This window comes from Vibrio sp. B1FIG11 (assembly GCF_905175335.1).
GTDB classification, from domain to species: Bacteria; Pseudomonadota; Gammaproteobacteria; order Enterobacterales; family Vibrionaceae; genus Vibrio; species Vibrio campbellii.
Genome location: NZ_HG992751.1, coordinates 1553821 through 1571618 on the forward strand (window position 1 = coordinate 1553821; position 17798 = coordinate 1571618).

Annotated in this window: 12 protein-coding genes; 6 read left to right on the forward strand and 6 right to left on the reverse strand. The window is 46.0% G+C overall.

The window, feature by feature from the left end:
* Positions 1 to 110 precede the first annotated feature (110 nt).
* From KHO06_RS07025 to nspC, 3 genes are all read left to right on the forward strand, one after another.
* Positions 111 to 3002 carry a pyridoxal phosphate-dependent class III aminotransferase gene (locus KHO06_RS07025; protein ID WP_212582306.1) on the forward strand — a complete coding sequence of 964 codons (2892 nt, stop codon included), beginning with the start codon at positions 111 to 113 and terminating at the stop codon, positions 3000 to 3002.
* An 18-nt stretch (positions 3003 to 3020) separates the two neighbouring features.
* Positions 3021 to 4274: a carboxynorspermidine synthase gene (locus tag KHO06_RS07030; protein ID WP_005430654.1), complete on the forward strand. Its 1254-nt coding sequence runs from the start codon at positions 3021 to 3023 to the stop codon at positions 4272 to 4274.
* Positions 4275 to 4608: 334 nt separating this feature from the next.
* The gene (nspC, locus tag KHO06_RS07035; protein ID WP_045421447.1) at positions 4609 to 5742 is read left to right on the forward strand and encodes a carboxynorspermidine decarboxylase; all 1134 of its coding nucleotides are present in this window, start codon (positions 4609 to 4611) and stop codon (positions 5740 to 5742) included.
* A gap of 104 nt (positions 5743 to 5846) precedes the next feature.
* Here nspC and KHO06_RS07040 read toward each other — a convergent pair whose 3' ends face one another.
* Positions 5847 to 6359, reverse strand: a complete 513-nt coding sequence (locus KHO06_RS07040; RefSeq protein ID WP_212582307.1) for an ACT domain-containing protein — start codon at positions 6357 to 6359, stop codon at positions 5847 to 5849.
* Positions 6360 to 6600: 241 nt separating this feature from the next.
* Complete coding sequence (locus KHO06_RS07045; RefSeq protein ID WP_045369213.1) at positions 6601 to 7503, reverse strand: DUF3943 domain-containing protein; 903 nt, start codon at positions 7501 to 7503, stop codon at positions 6601 to 6603.
* A 199-nt stretch (positions 7504 to 7702) separates the two neighbouring features.
* Here KHO06_RS07045 and KHO06_RS07050 point away from each other — a divergent pair, with 199 nt between their 5' ends.
* Entirely contained in the window at positions 7703 to 8935 is a 1233-nt protein-coding gene (locus tag KHO06_RS07050; protein WP_212582308.1) for a CinA family nicotinamide mononucleotide deamidase-related protein, read from the forward strand.
* A 149-nt stretch (positions 8936 to 9084) separates the two neighbouring features.
* Here the strand turns inward: KHO06_RS07050 and yfaE are convergent, their stop codons facing one another.
* The 4 genes from yfaE to ubiG form a co-directional block, all read right to left on the reverse strand.
* Positions 9085 to 9363 (reverse strand): class I ribonucleotide reductase maintenance protein YfaE, encoded by a 279-nt coding sequence (yfaE, locus tag KHO06_RS07055; protein WP_212582309.1) that lies wholly within the window; start codon positions 9361 to 9363, stop codon positions 9085 to 9087.
* Complete coding sequence (gene nrdB / locus KHO06_RS07060) at positions 9363 to 10496, reverse strand: class Ia ribonucleoside-diphosphate reductase subunit beta (protein ID WP_005431220.1); 1134 nt, start codon at positions 10494 to 10496, stop codon at positions 9363 to 9365. The genes yfaE and nrdB overlap by 1 nt, the downstream gene beginning before the upstream one ends.
* A gap of 81 nt (positions 10497 to 10577) precedes the next feature.
* Positions 10578 to 12860, reverse strand: a complete 2283-nt coding sequence (nrdA, locus tag KHO06_RS07065; protein WP_038889977.1) for a class 1a ribonucleoside-diphosphate reductase subunit alpha — start codon at positions 12858 to 12860, stop codon at positions 10578 to 10580.
* Between the two features lie 500 nt (positions 12861 to 13360).
* Positions 13361 to 14068 carry a bifunctional 2-polyprenyl-6-hydroxyphenol methylase/3-demethylubiquinol 3-O-methyltransferase UbiG gene (ubiG, locus tag KHO06_RS07070; protein WP_005430651.1) on the reverse strand — a complete coding sequence of 236 codons (708 nt, stop codon included), beginning with the start codon at positions 14066 to 14068 and terminating at the stop codon, positions 13361 to 13363.
* 309 nt (positions 14069 to 14377) lie between these two features.
* On the opposite strand from ubiG, the gene gyrA reads away from it, so the two are divergent.
* Both gyrA and KHO06_RS07080 read left to right on the forward strand, forming a co-directional pair.
* A complete protein-coding gene (gene gyrA, locus KHO06_RS07075; RefSeq protein WP_038889979.1) occupies positions 14378 to 17017 on the forward strand; it encodes a DNA gyrase subunit A in 2640 nt (879 codons plus the stop codon).
* A 122-nt stretch (positions 17018 to 17139) separates the two neighbouring features.
* Complete coding sequence (locus KHO06_RS07080) at positions 17140 to 17775, forward strand: hypothetical protein (protein ID WP_212582310.1); 636 nt, start codon at positions 17140 to 17142, stop codon at positions 17773 to 17775.
* Positions 17776 to 17798: the final 23 nt, after the last annotated feature.

The window sequence follows — 17798 nt, forward strand, 5'->3', positions numbered from 1 at the left end:
GTCGTTTAAGTAACGATGAATGCGGAGGTATATCTGTATTTCCTGTTATTTAATACTAACAAGAATAAATACAGGAAAGAGAATCATTATAATTCAAGGGATTATGTAGTATGAGCACTGCCTTTGAAGTCGATAACACTATCGCAAATTACTTTTCCTCTCAGGTTCCTGTTGTTGAAGGAACGTATGACCTAACTCCTGATCAAGTGCTTCTTGAGCAGGCTGAACATGAATCTGAGGTTCGTTCTTACCCACGTCGTTTACCTATCGCGATTAAACAAGCTTATGGCTGTTTGGTCGAAGATACGCGAGGCCAGATCTTCTTAGACTGTCTTGCTGGCGCGGGTACTTTGGCTCTAGGTTACAACCATCCAGAAATTAACCAAGCGCTAAAAGAACAATTGGACTCTGGTCTGCCGTACCAAACTCTGGATATCGCGACATCTGCGAAAACGCATTTTATTAAGTCTGTTAAAGGCTTTCTTCCTCAAGAACTGAGTGACAACTGCGTGATTCAGTTCTGTGGCCCTTCTGGTGCAGACGCGGTTGAGGCAGCAATCAAGCTGGCCAAACAAACCACGGGTCGTAACACCATGTTTGCTTTCCGCGGTGCCTACCACGGCATGACGAACGGCACTATGGGTATGATGGGGAACTTGGGCACCAAAGCTCGTCGTACTGGTTTGATGTCAGACGTGCACTTCATGCCTTTCCCTTACAGCTTGCGCTGTCCGTTTGGTCTAGGTGGTGACGAAGGGGCGAAAGCGAGCATTCGTTACATCGAACGTCTACTGAACGACGACGAAGCCGGTATCATGAAGCCTGCTGCAATCATTGTAGAGCCAGTGCAAGGTGAAGGCGGTGTTATTCCTGCTCCTGCATTTTGGCTACGTGAATTGCGCCGTATCTGTGACGATCACGGTATCCTACTGATTTTTGATGAAATTCAATGTGGTGTCGGTAAGTCGGGCTACAACTTCGCATTCGAAGAAGCGGGCATTGTTCCTGATATTTTGTGTTTGTCTAAAGCGATCGGTGGTGGCTTGCCAATGTCACTATTGGTGATCAACAAGCAACACGATACATGGAAGCCAGGTGAGCACACTGGTACGTTCCGTGGTAACCAGTTAGCAATGGTGTCAGGTGCGAAAGCACTAGAAATCATCCAACGCGACAATCTTGTTGAGCATGCAAATGTTGCAGGCCAGTACCTACGCTTTGGGCTTGAGAGCATTCAAAAACGCGTTAACTGTATCGCGGATGTTCGCGGTAAAGGTTTAATGTTGGGTGTAGAAATTAAGAATCCAAACGGCAAACTCAATAAGTTCGGTGAGCCGTTGTCGGATGGCCAGCTTACTCTTGATATTCAACGCGCGGCTCTTGAACGTGGCTTGATGGTAGAAAAGGGTGGCCGTGATGGCTCTGTGATTCGTTTCCTTCCGCCACTTATCATTTCTCTCGAGCAAATTGACTTTGCACTTCGAGTTCTGGAAGACGCAATTATCGCTGCAGGCGGTAGTCATGTTGAAGCAGACCCACAAGAAGAGTGGAAAAAGCACTTTATTCATACTGGTGAACTTGGCAGCGCTGAATTTGCATCGGTAATGAACCATACGACTGCGGCGATGAAGTCGGTATTCGAACAGGTCAATGCGCCATACTCTGGTATGAACCCTAAGTTGCTGGAAACGGCAATCAACGCGATCGACTTGGACAACAAAAACGCACCGCTCAAATCTGTAATTGATGAGGCGGCTGAGCTTGTCGCGAAGAATGCAATCTTCACTCAACACCCTGATTGTATTGCTCACCTGCACACGCCTCCTTTGATGCCTGCGGTAGCGGCAGAAGCCATGATTGCAGCGTTGAACCAATCAATGGATTCATGGGATCAAGCGTCTTCTGCGACTTACGTAGAGCAAAAGGTGATTAACTGGCTGTGCGACAAGTATGAGCTTGGTGATAAGGCGGACGGCATCTTCACTAGCGGTGGTACGCAGAGCAACCAGATGGGCCTAATGCTGGCGCGTGACTGGGTTGCAGACAAGCTAAGTAACCACTCAATTCAGAAGCTGGGTCTTCCAGAATACGCGGACAAACTTCGTATCGTATGTTCGAAGAAATCGCACTTCACGGTTCAAAAGTCAGCATCTTGGATGGGACTGGGTGAGAAAGCCGTGATGACTGTCGATGCGAACGCTGACGGAACGATGGATGTTACTCAGTTAGATCAAGTTCTAACGCAGGCAAAAGCAGAAGGTTTGATTCCATTTGCTATTGTTGGCACCGCGGGTACGACCGATCACGGCGCAATTGACGATCTTGATTTCATTGCTGATATGGCAGCGAAACATGAAATGTGGATGCACGTTGATGGCGCTTATGGCGGTGCACTGATTCTTAGCAGCCACAAATCACGCCTGAAAGGTGTAGAGCGTGCGCACTCGATCAGTGTCGACTTCCACAAACTGTTCTACCAAACAATCAGCTGTGGCGCATTGTTGGTGAACGATAAGTCGAACTTTAAGTTCCTACTTCATCATGCTGACTACCTGAACCGCGAACACGATGAGCTACCTAACTTGGTAGACAAATCTATCGCAACGACGAAGCGTTTTGATGCATTGAAAGTCTTTATGACGATGCAAAACGTTGGTCCTAAGGCGCTTGGTGACATGTACGATCACCTTTTAGTACAAACGCAGCAAGTTGCCGACATGGTTCGCGCTCATGAAGAGTTCGAGCTTCTGGCTGAGCCTGCACTTTCTACGGTTCTATTCCGCGCAACCAATGTAAGCACAAACAAGGCGTCTGCAGATTTAGATGAACTAAACAAAGCGTTGCGTCTTGAAGCGTTGACTCGCGGTATCGCAGTTCTCGGTGAAACCATCGTTGATGGTAAGACCGCTCTTAAATTTACGATTTTGAATCCTTGTCTGACGACAGCGGACTTTGAATCTTTGCTCTTGAAAATCAACACGCTAGCAGTTGAGCTAGTTTAATAAAGGTAACGGAAAACTATGGCAGTTCTACAGATTGGTGCAGGCGGCGTTGGCTGGGTTGTTGCACACAAAGCAGCACAAAACAACGACGTTCTGGGTGATATCACAATCGCATCACGTACTATTGGTAAGTGTGAGAAGATCATCGAGTCTATTCAGAAGAAAAATAACCTGAAAGATTCAGCTAAGAAACTAGAAGCGCGTGCAGTAAATGCTGACGACGTAGATTCTCTGGTTGCTCTTATTGAAGAAGTTAAACCGGATCTAGTAATCAACGCGGGTCCTCCGTGGGTTAACATGCCAATCATGGAAGCGTGTTACCGAGCAAAAGTTTCATACCTAGATACATCAGTGGCCGTTGACCTATGTTCTGAAGGTCAGCAGGTGCCTGAAGCTTACGACTGGCAATGGGGTTACCGTGAGAAGTTCGAAGAAGCGGGCATCACGGGCATTCTTGGCGCTGGTTTCGATCCAGGCGTGGTATCAGTATTCGCGGCTTACGCAGTGAAGCACCTGTTTGATGAAATCGATACGATTGATGTAATGGATGTAAACGCAGGCGACCACGGTAAGAAGTTTGCAACCAACTTTGACCCAGAAACGAACATGCTTGAAATCCAAGGCGACTCGTTCTACTGGGAAAACGGCGAATGGAAACAAGTGCCTTGCCACTCTCGTATGCTAGAGTTTGATTTTCCGAACTGTGGTTCACACAAAGTTTACTCAATGGCGCATGATGAAGTTCGCTCAATGAAAGAATTCATCCCTGCAAAACGCATTGAGTTCTGGATGGGTTTCGGTGACCGTTACCTAAACTACTTCAACGTAATGCGTGATATTGGCCTACTAAGTCCAGAACCACTAACGCTACACGACGGTACAGTCGTTCAACCTCTACACGTACTAAAAGCGATGTTGCCTGATCCAACCTCTCTAGCACCAGGCTACACTGGCCTAACGTGTATCGGTACTTGGGTTCAAGGTAAGAAAGACGGTAAAGAGCGTAGCGTGTTTATCTACAACAACGCAGACCATGAAGTCGCGTACGAAGATGTTGAACACCAAGCGATCTCTTACACGACAGGTGTTCCTGCAATTACTGCAGCACTGCAATTCTTCCGTGGCAAGTGGGCTGATAAAGGCGTGTTCAACATGGAACAGCTAGACCCAGATCCATTCCTAGAAACGATGCCAACGATCGGTCTAGATTGGCATGTTCAGGAGTTGGAAGCAGGCCAAGGCTTACCGCTGATTCACGAACTGAACAAATAAGTTTAATCATTAAACTTGTTTAGATAATTTGAGCAGTCATGGCGTAAAGTCGTGGCTGCTTTTGTCGTATTTGAGGTTAACCCCTCCCAGCCTCCCCTTAAAAAGGGGAGGAGCAAAGATAGGCCGAGCTTAGTTTCAAATCTTCCACTTTTAAAAGAGGGGAAGTTGAGGCAAACCGAGTACAGTTTCCACTTTCCTTTTTAAAGGGAGGAGCAAAAACAGACTGTTCGTGGCTTCAATCTTTCCACTTTTTGGCAAGAGTAGAGGTGGCTTGGTTTAATCCTCCTTTTTAAGGGGGAGTTAGAGGGGATTAATCGTTGATAAATGGTGAGTTATGAGCAAAGAACAACTTAAAACCCCGTACTTCATGATCAATGAAGACAAGTTGGTTGAGAACCTAGAAAAAGCAAAGCAGCTAAAAGACATTTCTGGTGTGAAGCTGGTATTGGCACTGAAGTGCTTCTCAACATGGGGCGTATTCGACATCATCAAGCCTTACTTAGATGGCACGACTAGCTCTGGCCCGTTTGAAGTGAAGCTTGGCTACGAAACTTTCGGTGGTGAGACTCACGCATACAGCGTTGGCTACAGCGAAGACGATGTGCGTGAAGTAGCGGATATCTGTGACAAGATGATTTTCAACTCGCAGTCACAGCTAGCAGCTTACCGTCATATCGTTGAGGGCAAAGCATCTATTGGTCTTCGCCTGAACCCTGGCGTAAGCTACGCAGGTCAAGACTTAGCGAATCCTGCTCGTCAGTTCTCTCGTCTTGGCGTACAAGCTGACCACATCAAGCCAGAAATTTTCGATGGCATTGATGGCGTGATGTTCCACATGAACTGTGAGAACAAAGACGTAGACGCATTTATTGGTTTGCTTGATTCGATTTCAGAACAGTTTGGCGAGTACCTAAACAAGCTAGACTGGGTAAGCATGGGCGGTGGTGTATTCTTCACATGGCCAGGCTACGACATCGAGAAATTAGGCCTAGCGCTGAAAGCCTTCTCTGAAAAACACGGCGTACAAATGTACTTAGAGCCAGGAGAGGCAATCATCACAAAAACGACCGACCTTGTCGTGACCGTGGTAGATATTGTTGAGAACGTGAAGAAGACGGCGATTGTTGACTCAGCAACAGAAGCGCACCGCTTGGATACCCTTATCTACAATGAGCCTGCGTCTATCCTAGAAGCATCAGAAAACGGCGAGCACGAATACGTGATTGGTTCTTGCTCTTGCTTAGCGGGTGATCAGTTCTGTGTGGCGAACTTCGAACAGCCATTAGAGATTGGCCAGCGTCTGCACATTCTGGACAGTGCGGGTTACACCATGGTGAAGCTAAACTGGTTTAACGGTCTGCGCATGCCATCTGTATACTGTGAGCGTTCAAGTGGCGAGATTCAAAAACTGAACGAGTTTGATTACTCAGATTTCAAACGCTCTTTATCTCAATGGTCAGTGAAGTAGTTATCTTTGCTTGACGTAAAAAGTGGTTGAACGTGAAAAGAGCAGCACAACGCTGCTCTTTTTTATTTGGGCATTGATATTGGAATGTGCATCGGGGGCGGAGGTTAGCCTTCCACAATCACACGGGTATCTTCACTGAGTGATTCCAGCTCGTTTGCCACATCATCGATTTCTAATTCACTAGGCAGCTTGATGGCCATCTTCGCACTGAATAGGCTAGAACTGACCCCACCACCGCCGGCAATGAACACACGTTGGCAGTCCATATCTAAGATTGAAATCCCTTGTCCATCGAGCACGTGAGTAATCTCGTTGACAATACCGGCGCGGTCATTGGCGTCGAGACGTAATTGGAAAACCGTATCTTCTCGATGAGAGTACGGTTCAGAATCGACGAACTTGACGATAAGAGTCTGGCAAGCGGAAAACGCGTCTTTTACTGTGTCGGCGTTTTCTTCAGGAAGCTCCACTTTGATTACGCCAGCGACTTGGTCTTCAATAAAGTTCACTTTACTGATGAGCCATTTTCCCTCGTTTTCATGTGTAACAGCAGCAAGTTGTTTGATGGTCGCTGGTGATGCCTGACCGACGAAATTAACGATAAACACAGTGTTCATAATGTCCCCTCCCGGAATAAGGTTTGGACGCGGCACGGGTAGACGTATCGCTATAGTTATTTGGGCTTAAGGTTCAAGAACTTAAGTTATTGGAATTTTTTCTTAATTTCAGTGTAGGTGCTGGGGGAGGGTTATGTTTGACAGAGGTCAATTTTTGACGCTAATTCGTGACGCAAATAATGAAAACTTTGCTTGGGGCACAAAAAAAGCAGCTCGTGAGCTGCTCTTTAACCGTTTGGTTTTAGAAGGTTACCTTCATTTCAAAACCGTAGAAGACATTGTCGTAGCTTGCGCCAGAGTCCATCGCGAATTTCGCGGCGTCCTGGTTACCGAACCAAGGCGATGAGCTGAATTGGAATTCTGCGCTACCACCCCAAGCATCGGATACCCAGTAATGGATATGGCCAACTGGGTTAAGGAAGAACAAAGATACGTCACCCATCGTCTCTGAACCCATTACTTCACCGCCGCCAGCAATAATGTCTTGCTCAGCAGTTAACATCATTTCACCGACCACAGCACCAAAAAATGGAGTAATAAACAAGTCTTGCCATGATGGGATTTCCGCAAATGCTTCTACGCCGTATTCCCAGAAGAACGTCGACATGGTCGCAGAGTACAGGAAGGATTCAAATTCGTTGTAGCCCGCGTGGCGTGCTGCTGTATAGTAAACACCACCGAAGTAAGGGTGCATGACGTAGTTTAGGAAGTGTTCGTCACGATCCCAAACCGGACCGCTAGAAACGTTGTCTTTCCACTTACTACCGAGTTTGCTCATGTCACGATCTTCGTCGTCCCACTTAGTGATGCTTTCAGGCAGCAATGTCATCAAACCCACAGTCGCCACACTCAAACCAAGAATGGTGTAAGTTTGACCCATAAGGTAGTCCCAATCTTTGTCTTTTGGAACGATAAGATGCTTTGGTTGAAGACCTGCGTCGAGATTTAAAGAATCATCGCTATCTAACCCCATCGCATAGCGAGGATTTTGTGGCTCGAAGCTATACAGAGTGGTTGTTTCGCAGTAACCTGACAGGCAATCAGGCGTGTAAGAAAACTCGATATGGTTACTCATATCGTACTGGCTCGCATTTGCCGCAGCAGACGCAGTCAGAACAAGACCACTTAGCGTTTTCTTGAACATGGATGATTTTGACACAGAGGTCTCCGAGTTATTGGTTTGATGATCGGGCTCACAATTATCCCTTAAAAGAACAGCCATTTAAATACTTGACCTAAATTTAATCTCAACAAATTCACTAAGAGATTAGTCTAATAAAATGAAAACGATATAGGCATAATGTCGAAAAAATGTGGATTTTGCCTATTTTCAGGAGTCAGTTGTGAAAATTGCTATGCTTAGTACCGGAGAAGAAGTCCTTCACGGTGACATTGTTGATACAAATGCAGCTTGGCTGTCGAGTTTGTTTTATCAGCATGGATTTGGCTTAACCAAGCGCTCGACCGTTGGTGACAAACAGTCGAGCCTTATCGAAGAATTCCTTATGCTCAGCTTCAATAACGATGTCGTGATCGTTAATGGTGGTTTGGGCCCAACTACAGACGACATGAGCGCCGCTGCAGCGGCAAAAGCTGCCGAATGTAAGCTAGTGCTATTCAAAGGCTGGCTAGAGCATCTGGAGGCGATGTACGCTCGTCGTGGTATCCCAATGCCGGATAATAACCTCAAGCAAGCGATGTTGCCAGAGACAGCCGAAATCGTGGATAACCCAATAGGCACGGCATGTGGCTTTAAAATGCTGATTAATGACGCGGTGTTCTACTTTACGCCGGGTGTGCCAAGCGAATTCAAACTGATGGCAGAAACGCAAATTCTGCCAGACTTGAAGAAGCTATTCCCTGAAGTTGAGAGCGCATCTTGCAGTCGTATTTATACCTTTGGCCTGTCAGAGTCTGGTATCTCAGACAAACTAGACCAAATGAAATTGCCACAGGGTTATGAGCTCGGTTACCGCTCTTACTTGCCGTTTATCGAGGTGAAGCTGTTTGGTCCTTCCAATCAGGTAGAACAGCGAATGAAGCTGATGCAACTGATTCACAAGCACCTTGAAACCAATACGGTGAGCGTAGACGTGCCGATGGTTGAGCATGTAGGCCAAATGCTGTCAGATAAAGGACTGACCTTGTCCGTTTCAGAGAAAAGCAGTGCAGGCCACTTAACCTATTGGCTTAACAGTGATGAGAACGTCGAAAAGCAGTTTGGTCATGGTTGGGTATTAGCAGGTCAAAGCCAAACCATTACCGACGAGGGAGACCCATTAGCAGCGACCTTTGCGCTGGCGGGTGCGACGCGTGAGAAGTGCGGCACGGATTTAGCGCTAGTGACCGGAAAGCTTGAAGAGGGAGTATTTTCCGTAGCCCTTTCTACCTCAACAGGCGAGTGGGGGGCGTTATATAAGTTATCGAGAAAATATCAGCGCGACGACCAAGTGAAAGTTATCAGTGCGGCCGCGTTAGACCTGTTACGCCGTTACCTAGAACGTAAACCAATGTCGGCTCAATATGCTTTCTTAGAGAAAGTGAAAGAGATGCATATCCCGAGCAGTGCGATTTGAAGCATGCTTTAACTGTTTTCGCCCTTAAACCGCAACATTATTGCGTAAATACATTTAAGGGCGAGATACCCATCTCAGGACGAGACGACAGATAGCAAAAAGCCAAGGCGGTTGCCTTGGCTTTATTGTATTTGCTTAGCTGGTTTGGACTAGGCGCGTTTTTCTTTCATCGCATAGTTCACACCGTTCAGGGAAACGTCTGATTTCGCCTTACAAATACAAGGCAGTATCTCATCAGGCTGAGTATAAGCCATGGCAAAACCAACGTACTCCACTTCACCCGACTCCAACTTACAACGACAAGCACCACAGTGGCCGTCGCGACAGTTGTATTCAGGTAATAAGCCTGCTTGTTCCATCGTCTCCAAAATCGTATTGGATGGGTTGGACTCAATGCTAACGAGTTTGTTGATTTTGATATTTGGCATTACAGCTCAAATCCTTCGAAGTCGTCTGCACTTACTTCATTGTCAATCTGACCAACAAGGTATGAAGAGATTTCTGCTTCTTGCGGTGCAACCTGAACGTTATCCGATGACAACCAAGCGTTGATCCATGGGATAGGGTTTGACGTTGCTTCAGGGTACGCTGCTGGTAGACCTACTGCTTGCATACGGATGTTAGTGATGTACTCAACGTATTGGCTCAGGATGTCTTTGTTCAGACCGATCATTGAACCGTCTTTGAATAGGTACTCAGCCCACTCTTTTTCTTGCTCAGCCGCTTCTTTGAATAGGTCAAAACACTCTTGTTTTGCTTCTTCAGCGATTTGCATGAATGAGAAGTCATCTTGACCGTTACGTAGCAGGTTGATCATGTGCTGCGTACCGTTCAAGTGAAGTGCTTCATCACGAGCGATCAGCTTGATGATTTTCGCGTTACCTTCCATTAGCTCACGTTCTGCGAACGCAAATGAACATGCGAAACTTACGTAGAAACGGATTGCTTCAAGCGCGTTTACCGACATCAGACAGATGTACAATTTCTTCTTCAGATCGTACAGGCTAACTTTAACCGTTTCACCATTCAGAACATGTTCACCTTCACCGTAACGGTGGTAGTCGTTTGTCGCTTGAATTAGGTCATCGTAGTAGTGTGCAATGTCTTTCGCACGCTTAAGGATGTGTTCGTTTTCAACGATATCGTCAAATACAACACTTGGATCATTCACGATGTTACGGATGATGTGTGTGTACGAACGAGAGTGAATCGTTTCAGAGAAAGACCATGTCTCAATCCATGTTTCTAGCTCAGGCAGAGAAACAAGTGGAAGCAGTGCAACGTTAGGGCTACGGCCTTGAATTGAGTCAAGCAGCGTTTGGTACTTCAGGTTTGAGATGAAGATGTGCTTCTCGTGCTCTGGTAGCTTGTTGTAATCGATACGATCGCTTGAAACGTCAACTTCTTCTGGGCGCCAGAAGAAAGACAGTTGCTTTTCGATTAGTTTTTCGAATATCTCGAATTTTTGTTGGTCGTAACGAGCAACGTTCACTGATTGACCTAGGAACATTGGTTCCTTTAGCTGGTCGTTTTTGTTCTGGTTAAAAGTACTGTAAGCCATAATGCCTCAATTCCTTTTAGACCTCCCCAAAAGGGGAGGTATTCGATTGTTTGTTTCTACGGATTGTTAGGGTGCGGGAGATTAAATCTTACAACCGCCGCCTGCACAATCGTCATCTTGTGGTTGAACTGCGTCTTTCTGGTCGTCTTTCGCGCCGTCACGAGTGTTATGGTAGTAAAGTGTCTTCACACCAAACTTGTACGCAGTTAGAAGGTCTTGAAGAAGTTTCTTCATTGGAACCTTACCGCTCTCGTAACCAGAAGGGTCATAGTTTGTGTTTGCAGAGATCGCTTGGTCAACGAATTTCTGCATGATGCCCACAAGGTGTAGGTAACCGTCGTTAGAACCGATGTTCCAAAGCAGTTCGTAGTTGTCTTTCAGCTCAGCAAAATCTGGCACAACTTGCTTCAAGATGCCGTCTTTCGACGCTTTAACAGACACGAAACCACGTGGTGGCTCAATACCGTTTGTTGCGTTAGAGATCTGAGAAGAAGTCTCAGATGGCATTAGCGCAGTCAGTGTTGAGTTACGTAGGCCGTGCTCCATGATTTCTTGACGTAGGCTGTCCCAGTCGTAGTGCAGCTCTTCTTCACAAATGAGGTCAACGTCTTTCTTGTAAGTGTCGATTGGCAGTAGACCTTTCGCGTAGTTCGTTTCGTGGAACGAAGGACACTTACCTTGCTCTTTCGCAAGCGCTACAGAGGCTTTCAATAGGTAGTACTGAATCGCTTCAAATGTACGGTGAGTTAGGCCGTTTGCGCTGCCGTCAGAGTACTTAACGCCATTCTTCGCTAGGTAGTACGCGAAGTTGATAACGCCAACACCCAGCGTACGACGGTTCATTGTCGACTTGTAAGCTGCTGGTAGTGGGTAATCTTGGTAATCAAGCAGAGCGTCTAGCGCACGAACTACAAGCTCAGATAGCTCTTCGAAATCATCTAGCGATTTGATAGCGCCAAGGTTAAACGCAGAAAGCGTACACAGTGCGATCTCACCTGAATCATCTTCAACGTTTTTCAGAGGCTTAGTTGGCAGAGCGATTTCCAAACATAGGTTTGATTGACGAACTGGCGCAACTTCTGAATCGAACGGGCTGTGAGTATTACAGTGGTCCACGTTCTGAATGTAGATACGGCCTGTTGATGCACGCTCTTGCATTAGCAGAGTGAACATCTCAATTGCTTTAACGGTCTCTTTCTTGATTGAAGGATCGTTTTCGTATTTCACGTATAGACGTTCGAATTCTTCTTGGTTTTCAAAGAATGCGTCGTATAGACCAGGTACGTCAGACGGTGAGAATAGCGTGATGTTGCCACCTTCCACTAGGCGTTGGTACATCAGTTTGTTCAACTGAACACCGTAGTCCATGTGACGAACACGATTCTCTTCTACACCACGGTTGTTCTTAAGCACCAATAGTGAGCGAGCTTCACCGTGCCATAGCGGGTAGAACACCGTTGCTGCGCCGCCACGAACACCACCTTGAGAACAACATTTCACTGCTGTTTGGAAGTATTTGTAGAATGGAATACAACCTGTGTGGAATGCTTCACCACCGCGGATTTCAGAACCTAGCGCACGGATACGACCTGCGTTGATACCGATACCTGCACGTTGAGAAACGTAACGCACGATAGAGCTTGCTGTTGCGTTGATAGAATCAAGGCTATCGCCACATTCGATCAGTACACATGAGCTGAACTGACGAGTAGGCGTACGTACACCAGACATGATCGGTGTAGGCAGAGAAATCTTAAATGTCGATGTCGCATCGTAGAAACGCTTGATGTAGTCAAGACGCGTTTCTCTCGGGTAGTTAGCGAACAGGCAAGCAGACACTAGAATGTAAAGGAACTGAGCACTTTCGTAGATCTCGCCTGATACACGGTTTTGTACAAAGTACTTACCTTCTAGCTGTTTTACGGCCGCGTAAGAGAAATCAAGGTCGCGCTTGTGGTCGATGTACGCATCAAGCTCGTCTAATTCCGCTTTTGTGTAGTCTTCTAGGATGTGCTTATCGTACTTACCCATATCAACAAGACGAGCTACGTGGTCATGCAGCGTTGGCGGCTCGTATTGGCCGTATGCTTTTTTACGTAGGTGGAATACCGCTAGGCGAGCAGCTAGGTATTGGTAGTCCGGTGTCTCTTCTGAAATCAGGTCTGCAGCAGACTTGATCATCGTCTCGTGGATATCTGACGTGGTGATGCCGTCATAAAACTGGATGTGAGCACGTAATTCTACTTGTGATACTGAAACGTTGTTAAGACCTTCGGCAGCCCAAGTAATAACGCGATGGATTTTCTCCAGATCGATAGTTTCTTTGCGGCCATCACGCTTAGTGACGGTAAGTTGTTGGTTCATTCTGCTTTATTTCCCTAAGAAAACTGATAAAAGCCGTGTTTTTGTTTGTTTATGTGCAAAATTTGTAAAACTTGCGGCGGCTTTGTGATCAAAGTCTATCTATATATTGTAGCTTAAACACAACATATAGGGGTTCATTTGTTTGCGAGTTACAAGATAGTGCTGTTACCCCAATTTTTCAAGGTACAGATTTGGGATGACTTGTGGATAACTAACAAAATTAAAAAAATCAGTAAGTGGACACTAACCGATGAGAAAAGGGCTGACTTGAATGGGGAAAATTACGTTTTTCAGATCGGTTCATAAATAACCGCATGTAAAAATATTTTCCTTGATCTTTGACAGTTTTTGTTTGTTAAAAATAGATTGGTCAAAATGGAATCTAGAGCACTTTTTTTCTACAGAAATTGACAAAAAAAGCGGCGCTCATGTGCTACCGCTTTCCCATAAATTTCATATCGAGTTTTGCCTAATCACGAACAACGCCGCGATCCAAAAAATCAATATTTAGTAGTGTGAACGATGTAGTTTACATCCACATTACGACCGAGCTTGTAGCTGTCGTTAAGAGGGTTGTAGTGCAAACCTGTGATGCCCATTTCGGTTAGGTCAGTTTGATCAATCATCTTCATCATTTCTGCTGGTTTGATGAACTTCTCATGGTCGTGTGTGCCTTCCGGAACGATTCTCAGCAGTTTCTCTGCGCCGACAATAGCAAACAGGTAAGATTTCATGTTGCGGTTTAAAGTTGAGAAGAAGACATGGCCGCCTGGTTTCACGAGCGCTGCACAAGAACGAATCACAGAAAGAGGATCTGGCACGTGCTCAAGCATCTCCATACAAGTCACCACATCATAGGTGCCAGCATTTTCAGCGGCGTGGTCTTCGATTGTGCTTTGGATGTAAGTCAGTTTAGTACCCGTCTCTAGTGCGTGCAGGCGCGCGACTTCTAGAGGTTCTTTACCCATATCTAGACCGGTAACGACCGCGCCTTCTTTTGCCATGCTTTCCGCAAGGATACCGCCGCCACAGCCAACATCGAGCACCTTTTTGCCAAATACACCGTCAGCTTTCTCTAGGACATAGTTCAAGCGAAGCGGGTTAATTTGGTGAAGTGGTTTGAATTCGCCTTCTAAATCCCACCAACGGGAAGCCATCTCTTCGAATTTCTTAATTTCACTTGGGTCGACGTTTTGTGCTTTTGTCATGATAGTAATATCGCTTCGCTAATAGTCCTTTGGAAGGCGTGATTATACTCCAATGGTACGATACGTTAAAACTGCTTCTTTTCTCACAATCGCTACAGGGGAGATTTTTGAGCGGTGTTGGTGGAAATGTAGTCAGTTTTCAGAAAGATATGGGATGAATGTGCAAATTCTCTTCATTTAACTCATAACGAAGCTCACAACCTGATAAAACGAGTGGGAAAGTGATGCCCCGTTGATGAATTGTGTGTTATATTTTTGCACCTTACACGTATCGTAATTACGATCAGATAATAGAGGGATAATGGCTCTATGAGCGATTTAGCTAAAGAGATCACGCCCGTAAACATTGAAGATGAGCTTAGAGGTTCATACCTAGACTACGCGATGTCAGTAATCGTGGGTCGTGCTCTTCCAGATGTGCGTGATGGCCTAAAACCAGTACACCGCCGCGTTTTATTCGCGATGAACGTACTAGGCAACGATTGGAACAAACCATATAAAAAATCAGCCCGTGTTGTCGGCGACGTAATCGGTAAATATCACCCACACGGTGATAGTGCTGTGTACGACACAATCGTACGTATGGCTCAGCCGTTCTCACTTCGTTACATGCTGGTCGATGGTCAAGGTAACTTTGGCTCGATCGATGGCGACTCTGCTGCGGCAATGCGTTATACCGAAGTACGTATGGCGAAAATTGCCCACGAACTTCTGGCTGACCTAGATAAAGAAACCGTGGACTACGTACCTAACTACGATGGTACGGAGCAAATCCCAGCGGTTCTTCCAACTAAAATTCCTAACCTATTGGTAAACGGTGCTTCTGGTATCGCGGTAGGTATGGCAACCAACATCCCACCGCACAACCTTGGCGAAGTGATCGATGGCTGTCTTGCATTCATCAATAATGAAGAAATCACGATTGATGAACTAATGGATTACATTCCTGGTCCTGATTTCCCAACGGCAGCGCTAATCAGCGGTCGTAAAGGCATCGTAGACGCGTACAAAACTGGTCGCGGCAAGATCTACATGCGTTCAAAAGCGGAAATCGAAGTGGAGAAGAATGGTAAAGAAACCATCATCGTCACTGAAATCCCTTACCAGGTAAACAAAGCTCGCTTGATCGAAAAGATCGCTGAGCTAGTTAAAGATAAGAAAGTAGAAGGCATCAGTGCGCTACGTGACGAGTCTGATAAAGACGGTATGCGTATCGTAATTGAATGTAAGCGCGACGCTGTGGGTGAAGTGGTTCTAAACAACCTTTACGCACAAACTCAGCTTCAAACGACTTTCGGTATCAACATGGTTGCGCTAAACAACGGCCAGCCACAGCTATTCAACCTAAAAGACATGTTGAAGTGCTTCGTTGACCACCGTCGTGAAGTTGTCACTCGTCGTACTATCTTCGAACTACGCAAAGCGCGTGAACGTGCTCATATCCTTGAAGCACTGTCTCTTGCTCTTGCAAACATCGATGAAGTTATTGAGCTAATCAAAAACGCACCAACACCAGCAGAAGCAAAAGTTGGCTTGGTATCGCGTGGTTGGGATCTTGGTAACGTAGCATCAATGCTTGAGCGTGCTGGTACTGATGCAGCTCGTCCTGAATGGCTAGAAGATCAATACGGTATCCGTGATGGTCTGTACTACCTAACTGAGACTCAAGCGCAAGCTATTCTAGAACTTCGTCTACACCGTCTAACCGGTCTAGAGCACGAGAAGATTCTTGATGAATACAAAGCACTTCTAGATGAAATCGCAGAGCTAATGCACATCCTTGCAAGCACTGAGCGTCTAATGGAAGTGATCCGCGAAGAGCTTGAAGCAGTTCGCGATGGTTACGGCGATGCTCGTCGTACCGAAATCACAGCAGCTACCCATGACATCGACATGGAAGAGCTGATTGCTCGTGAAGACGTAGTAGTAACTCTGTCTCACGAAGGTTACGTTAAGTACCAAATTCTAAGCGACTACGAAGCTCAGCGCCGTGGTGGTAAAGGTAAGAGTGCAACTAAGATGAAAGATGAAGACTTCATCGAACGTCTACTTGTTGCAAATACTCACGATAACATTCTGTGTTTCTCTACTCGTGGTAAGACTTACCGTCTGAAAGTTTACCAGTTGCCTCATGCAACTCGTACTGCACGTGGTAAGCCAATCGTAAACATCCTTCCTCTAGAGGAAGGTGAACGTATCACTGCAATTCTTCCTGTTGATGAGTTCTCACCAGAGAAATTTATCTTCATGGCGACAGGCGATGGTACGGTTAAGAAGACCCCACTGAACCAGTTTGCAAACGTACGTTCAAACGGTCTAATCGCTGTGAACTTACGTGACGATGACTCACTAATTGGTGTTGATATCACAAACGGCGATAGCGACATCATGCTGTTCTCTAAAGCAGGTAAAGTGGTTCGCTTCAGCGAAGACAAAGTACGTGCAATGGGTCGTACAGCGGCAGGTGTTCGCGGTATGAAACTAGCAGACGAAGACCAAGTTGTTTCTCTAATCGTTCCGTCTAACGAAGGCGATATCCTAACGGTTACACAAAACGGCTACGGTAAGCGTACTGAACTAGCGGAATACCCAACGAAAGGTCGTGCAACTCAGGGCGTTGTGTCTATCAAGGTTTCTGAGCGTAACGGTCCAGTTGTTGGCGCAGTACAAGTAGAAGAAGGCGACGAGATGATGATGATCACCGACGCTGGTACTCTAGTTCGTACTCGTGTTGCGGAAGTGAGCCAAGTTGGTCGTAACACCCAAGGTGTGACACTTATCCGTACAGCTGAAGACGAATCAGTGGTTGGCCTACAACGTATCGATGAAGTTGAAGAAGTTGAATTGCCAGAAGGCGAAGAAGCAGAAGCAACAGAGGCGAACGCAGAAGGTCAAGCTCCTGAAGTGCCAGCAGCAGACGATGCAGCTGAAGGTTCAGAAGAAGAGTAAGCTTCTTCTTAATCGCTAAATTTGAAAGCCGAGCATAACGCTCGGCTTTTTTTGTATCTGTATCAACGCAATCGAGACAAGAAATGCGTACACTGGCGTTATCTTTATTGAAAGGATGCGTTATGTCTGTTTGGTTCTTTGTTGCCATCTCCTTGATGGGGTTGTTCATTGTTCTCTTGTCTTTGAGTGCATCAAAAGTGAAACCTGCTCAGTGGTTTGGCTTTTGTTTGTTGGTACTCGTCGTGACCAGCGCAAGTTTCTTATTGCTGCGTCAGACACCGCCTCAACCAATCCAAGCGGAAATGTCTCGAATGATGACTGCTCGCGACATAATGCAGGAAATCCAAGATCAACTGAGTGAAGACCCAAACAACGCTAAGTTATGGTTTCAGTTAGGGCAGGGCTATCTGCTAGAAGGTGAGTTGGATGGTGCGTTGATTTGTTTTGATTACGCGATCCAACTTACTGAACCTGTCAGTGCCACGCAACTTGCTGCGAAGGCGACCACTTTATACTACATCCACCAACAATCTATGACGCAAGAAGTCAGCCTGCTTCTGGAACAAGCTCTACAGATAGAACCGCACAATGAAGCAGCTTTGTCTTTGATCGCAAATGACCATTTTCTGTCATTCCGCTTTCAGGAAGCCATTGATACTTGGGTACTATTATTAGATTCTAATGATCCAAATTTAGATAGAGTGCAAATCATTAACTCTATCAACAAGCAAAAGAGCTGTTGTAAGCGTACAATTTAATAAGCAGTAGAGGGAAAGGTGGG

Coding starts and splice junctions, on each gene's coding strand:
- KHO06_RS07025 (WP_212582306.1), top strand. CDS start 111: ATGAGCACTGCCTTTGAAGTCGATAACACTATCGCAAATTACTTTTCC.
- KHO06_RS07030 (WP_005430654.1), top strand. CDS start 3,021: ATGGCAGTTCTACAGATTGGTGCAGGCGGCGTTGGCTGGGTTGTTGCA.
- nspC (WP_045421447.1), top strand. CDS start 4,609: ATGAGCAAAGAACAACTTAAAACCCCGTACTTCATGATCAATGAAGAC.
- KHO06_RS07040 (WP_212582307.1), bottom strand. CDS start 6,359: ATGAACACTGTGTTTATCGTTAATTTCGTCGGTCAGGCATCACCAGCG.
- KHO06_RS07045 (WP_045369213.1), bottom strand. CDS start 7,503: ATGTTCAAGAAAACGCTAAGTGGTCTTGTTCTGACTGCGTCTGCTGCG.
- yfaE (WP_212582309.1), bottom strand. CDS start 9,363: ATGCCAAATATCAAAATCAACAAACTCGTTAGCATTGAGTCCAACCCA.
- nrdB (WP_005431220.1), bottom strand. CDS start 10,496: ATGGCTTACAGTACTTTTAACCAGAACAAAAACGACCAGCTAAAGGAA.
- nrdA (WP_038889977.1), bottom strand. CDS start 12,860: ATGAACCAACAACTTACCGTCACTAAGCGTGATGGCCGCAAAGAAACT.
- ubiG (WP_005430651.1), bottom strand. CDS start 14,068: ATGACAAAAGCACAAAACGTCGACCCAAGTGAAATTAAGAAATTCGAA.
- gyrA (WP_038889979.1), top strand. CDS start 14,378: ATGAGCGATTTAGCTAAAGAGATCACGCCCGTAAACATTGAAGATGAG.
- KHO06_RS07080 (WP_212582310.1), top strand. CDS start 17,140: ATGTCTGTTTGGTTCTTTGTTGCCATCTCCTTGATGGGGTTGTTCATT.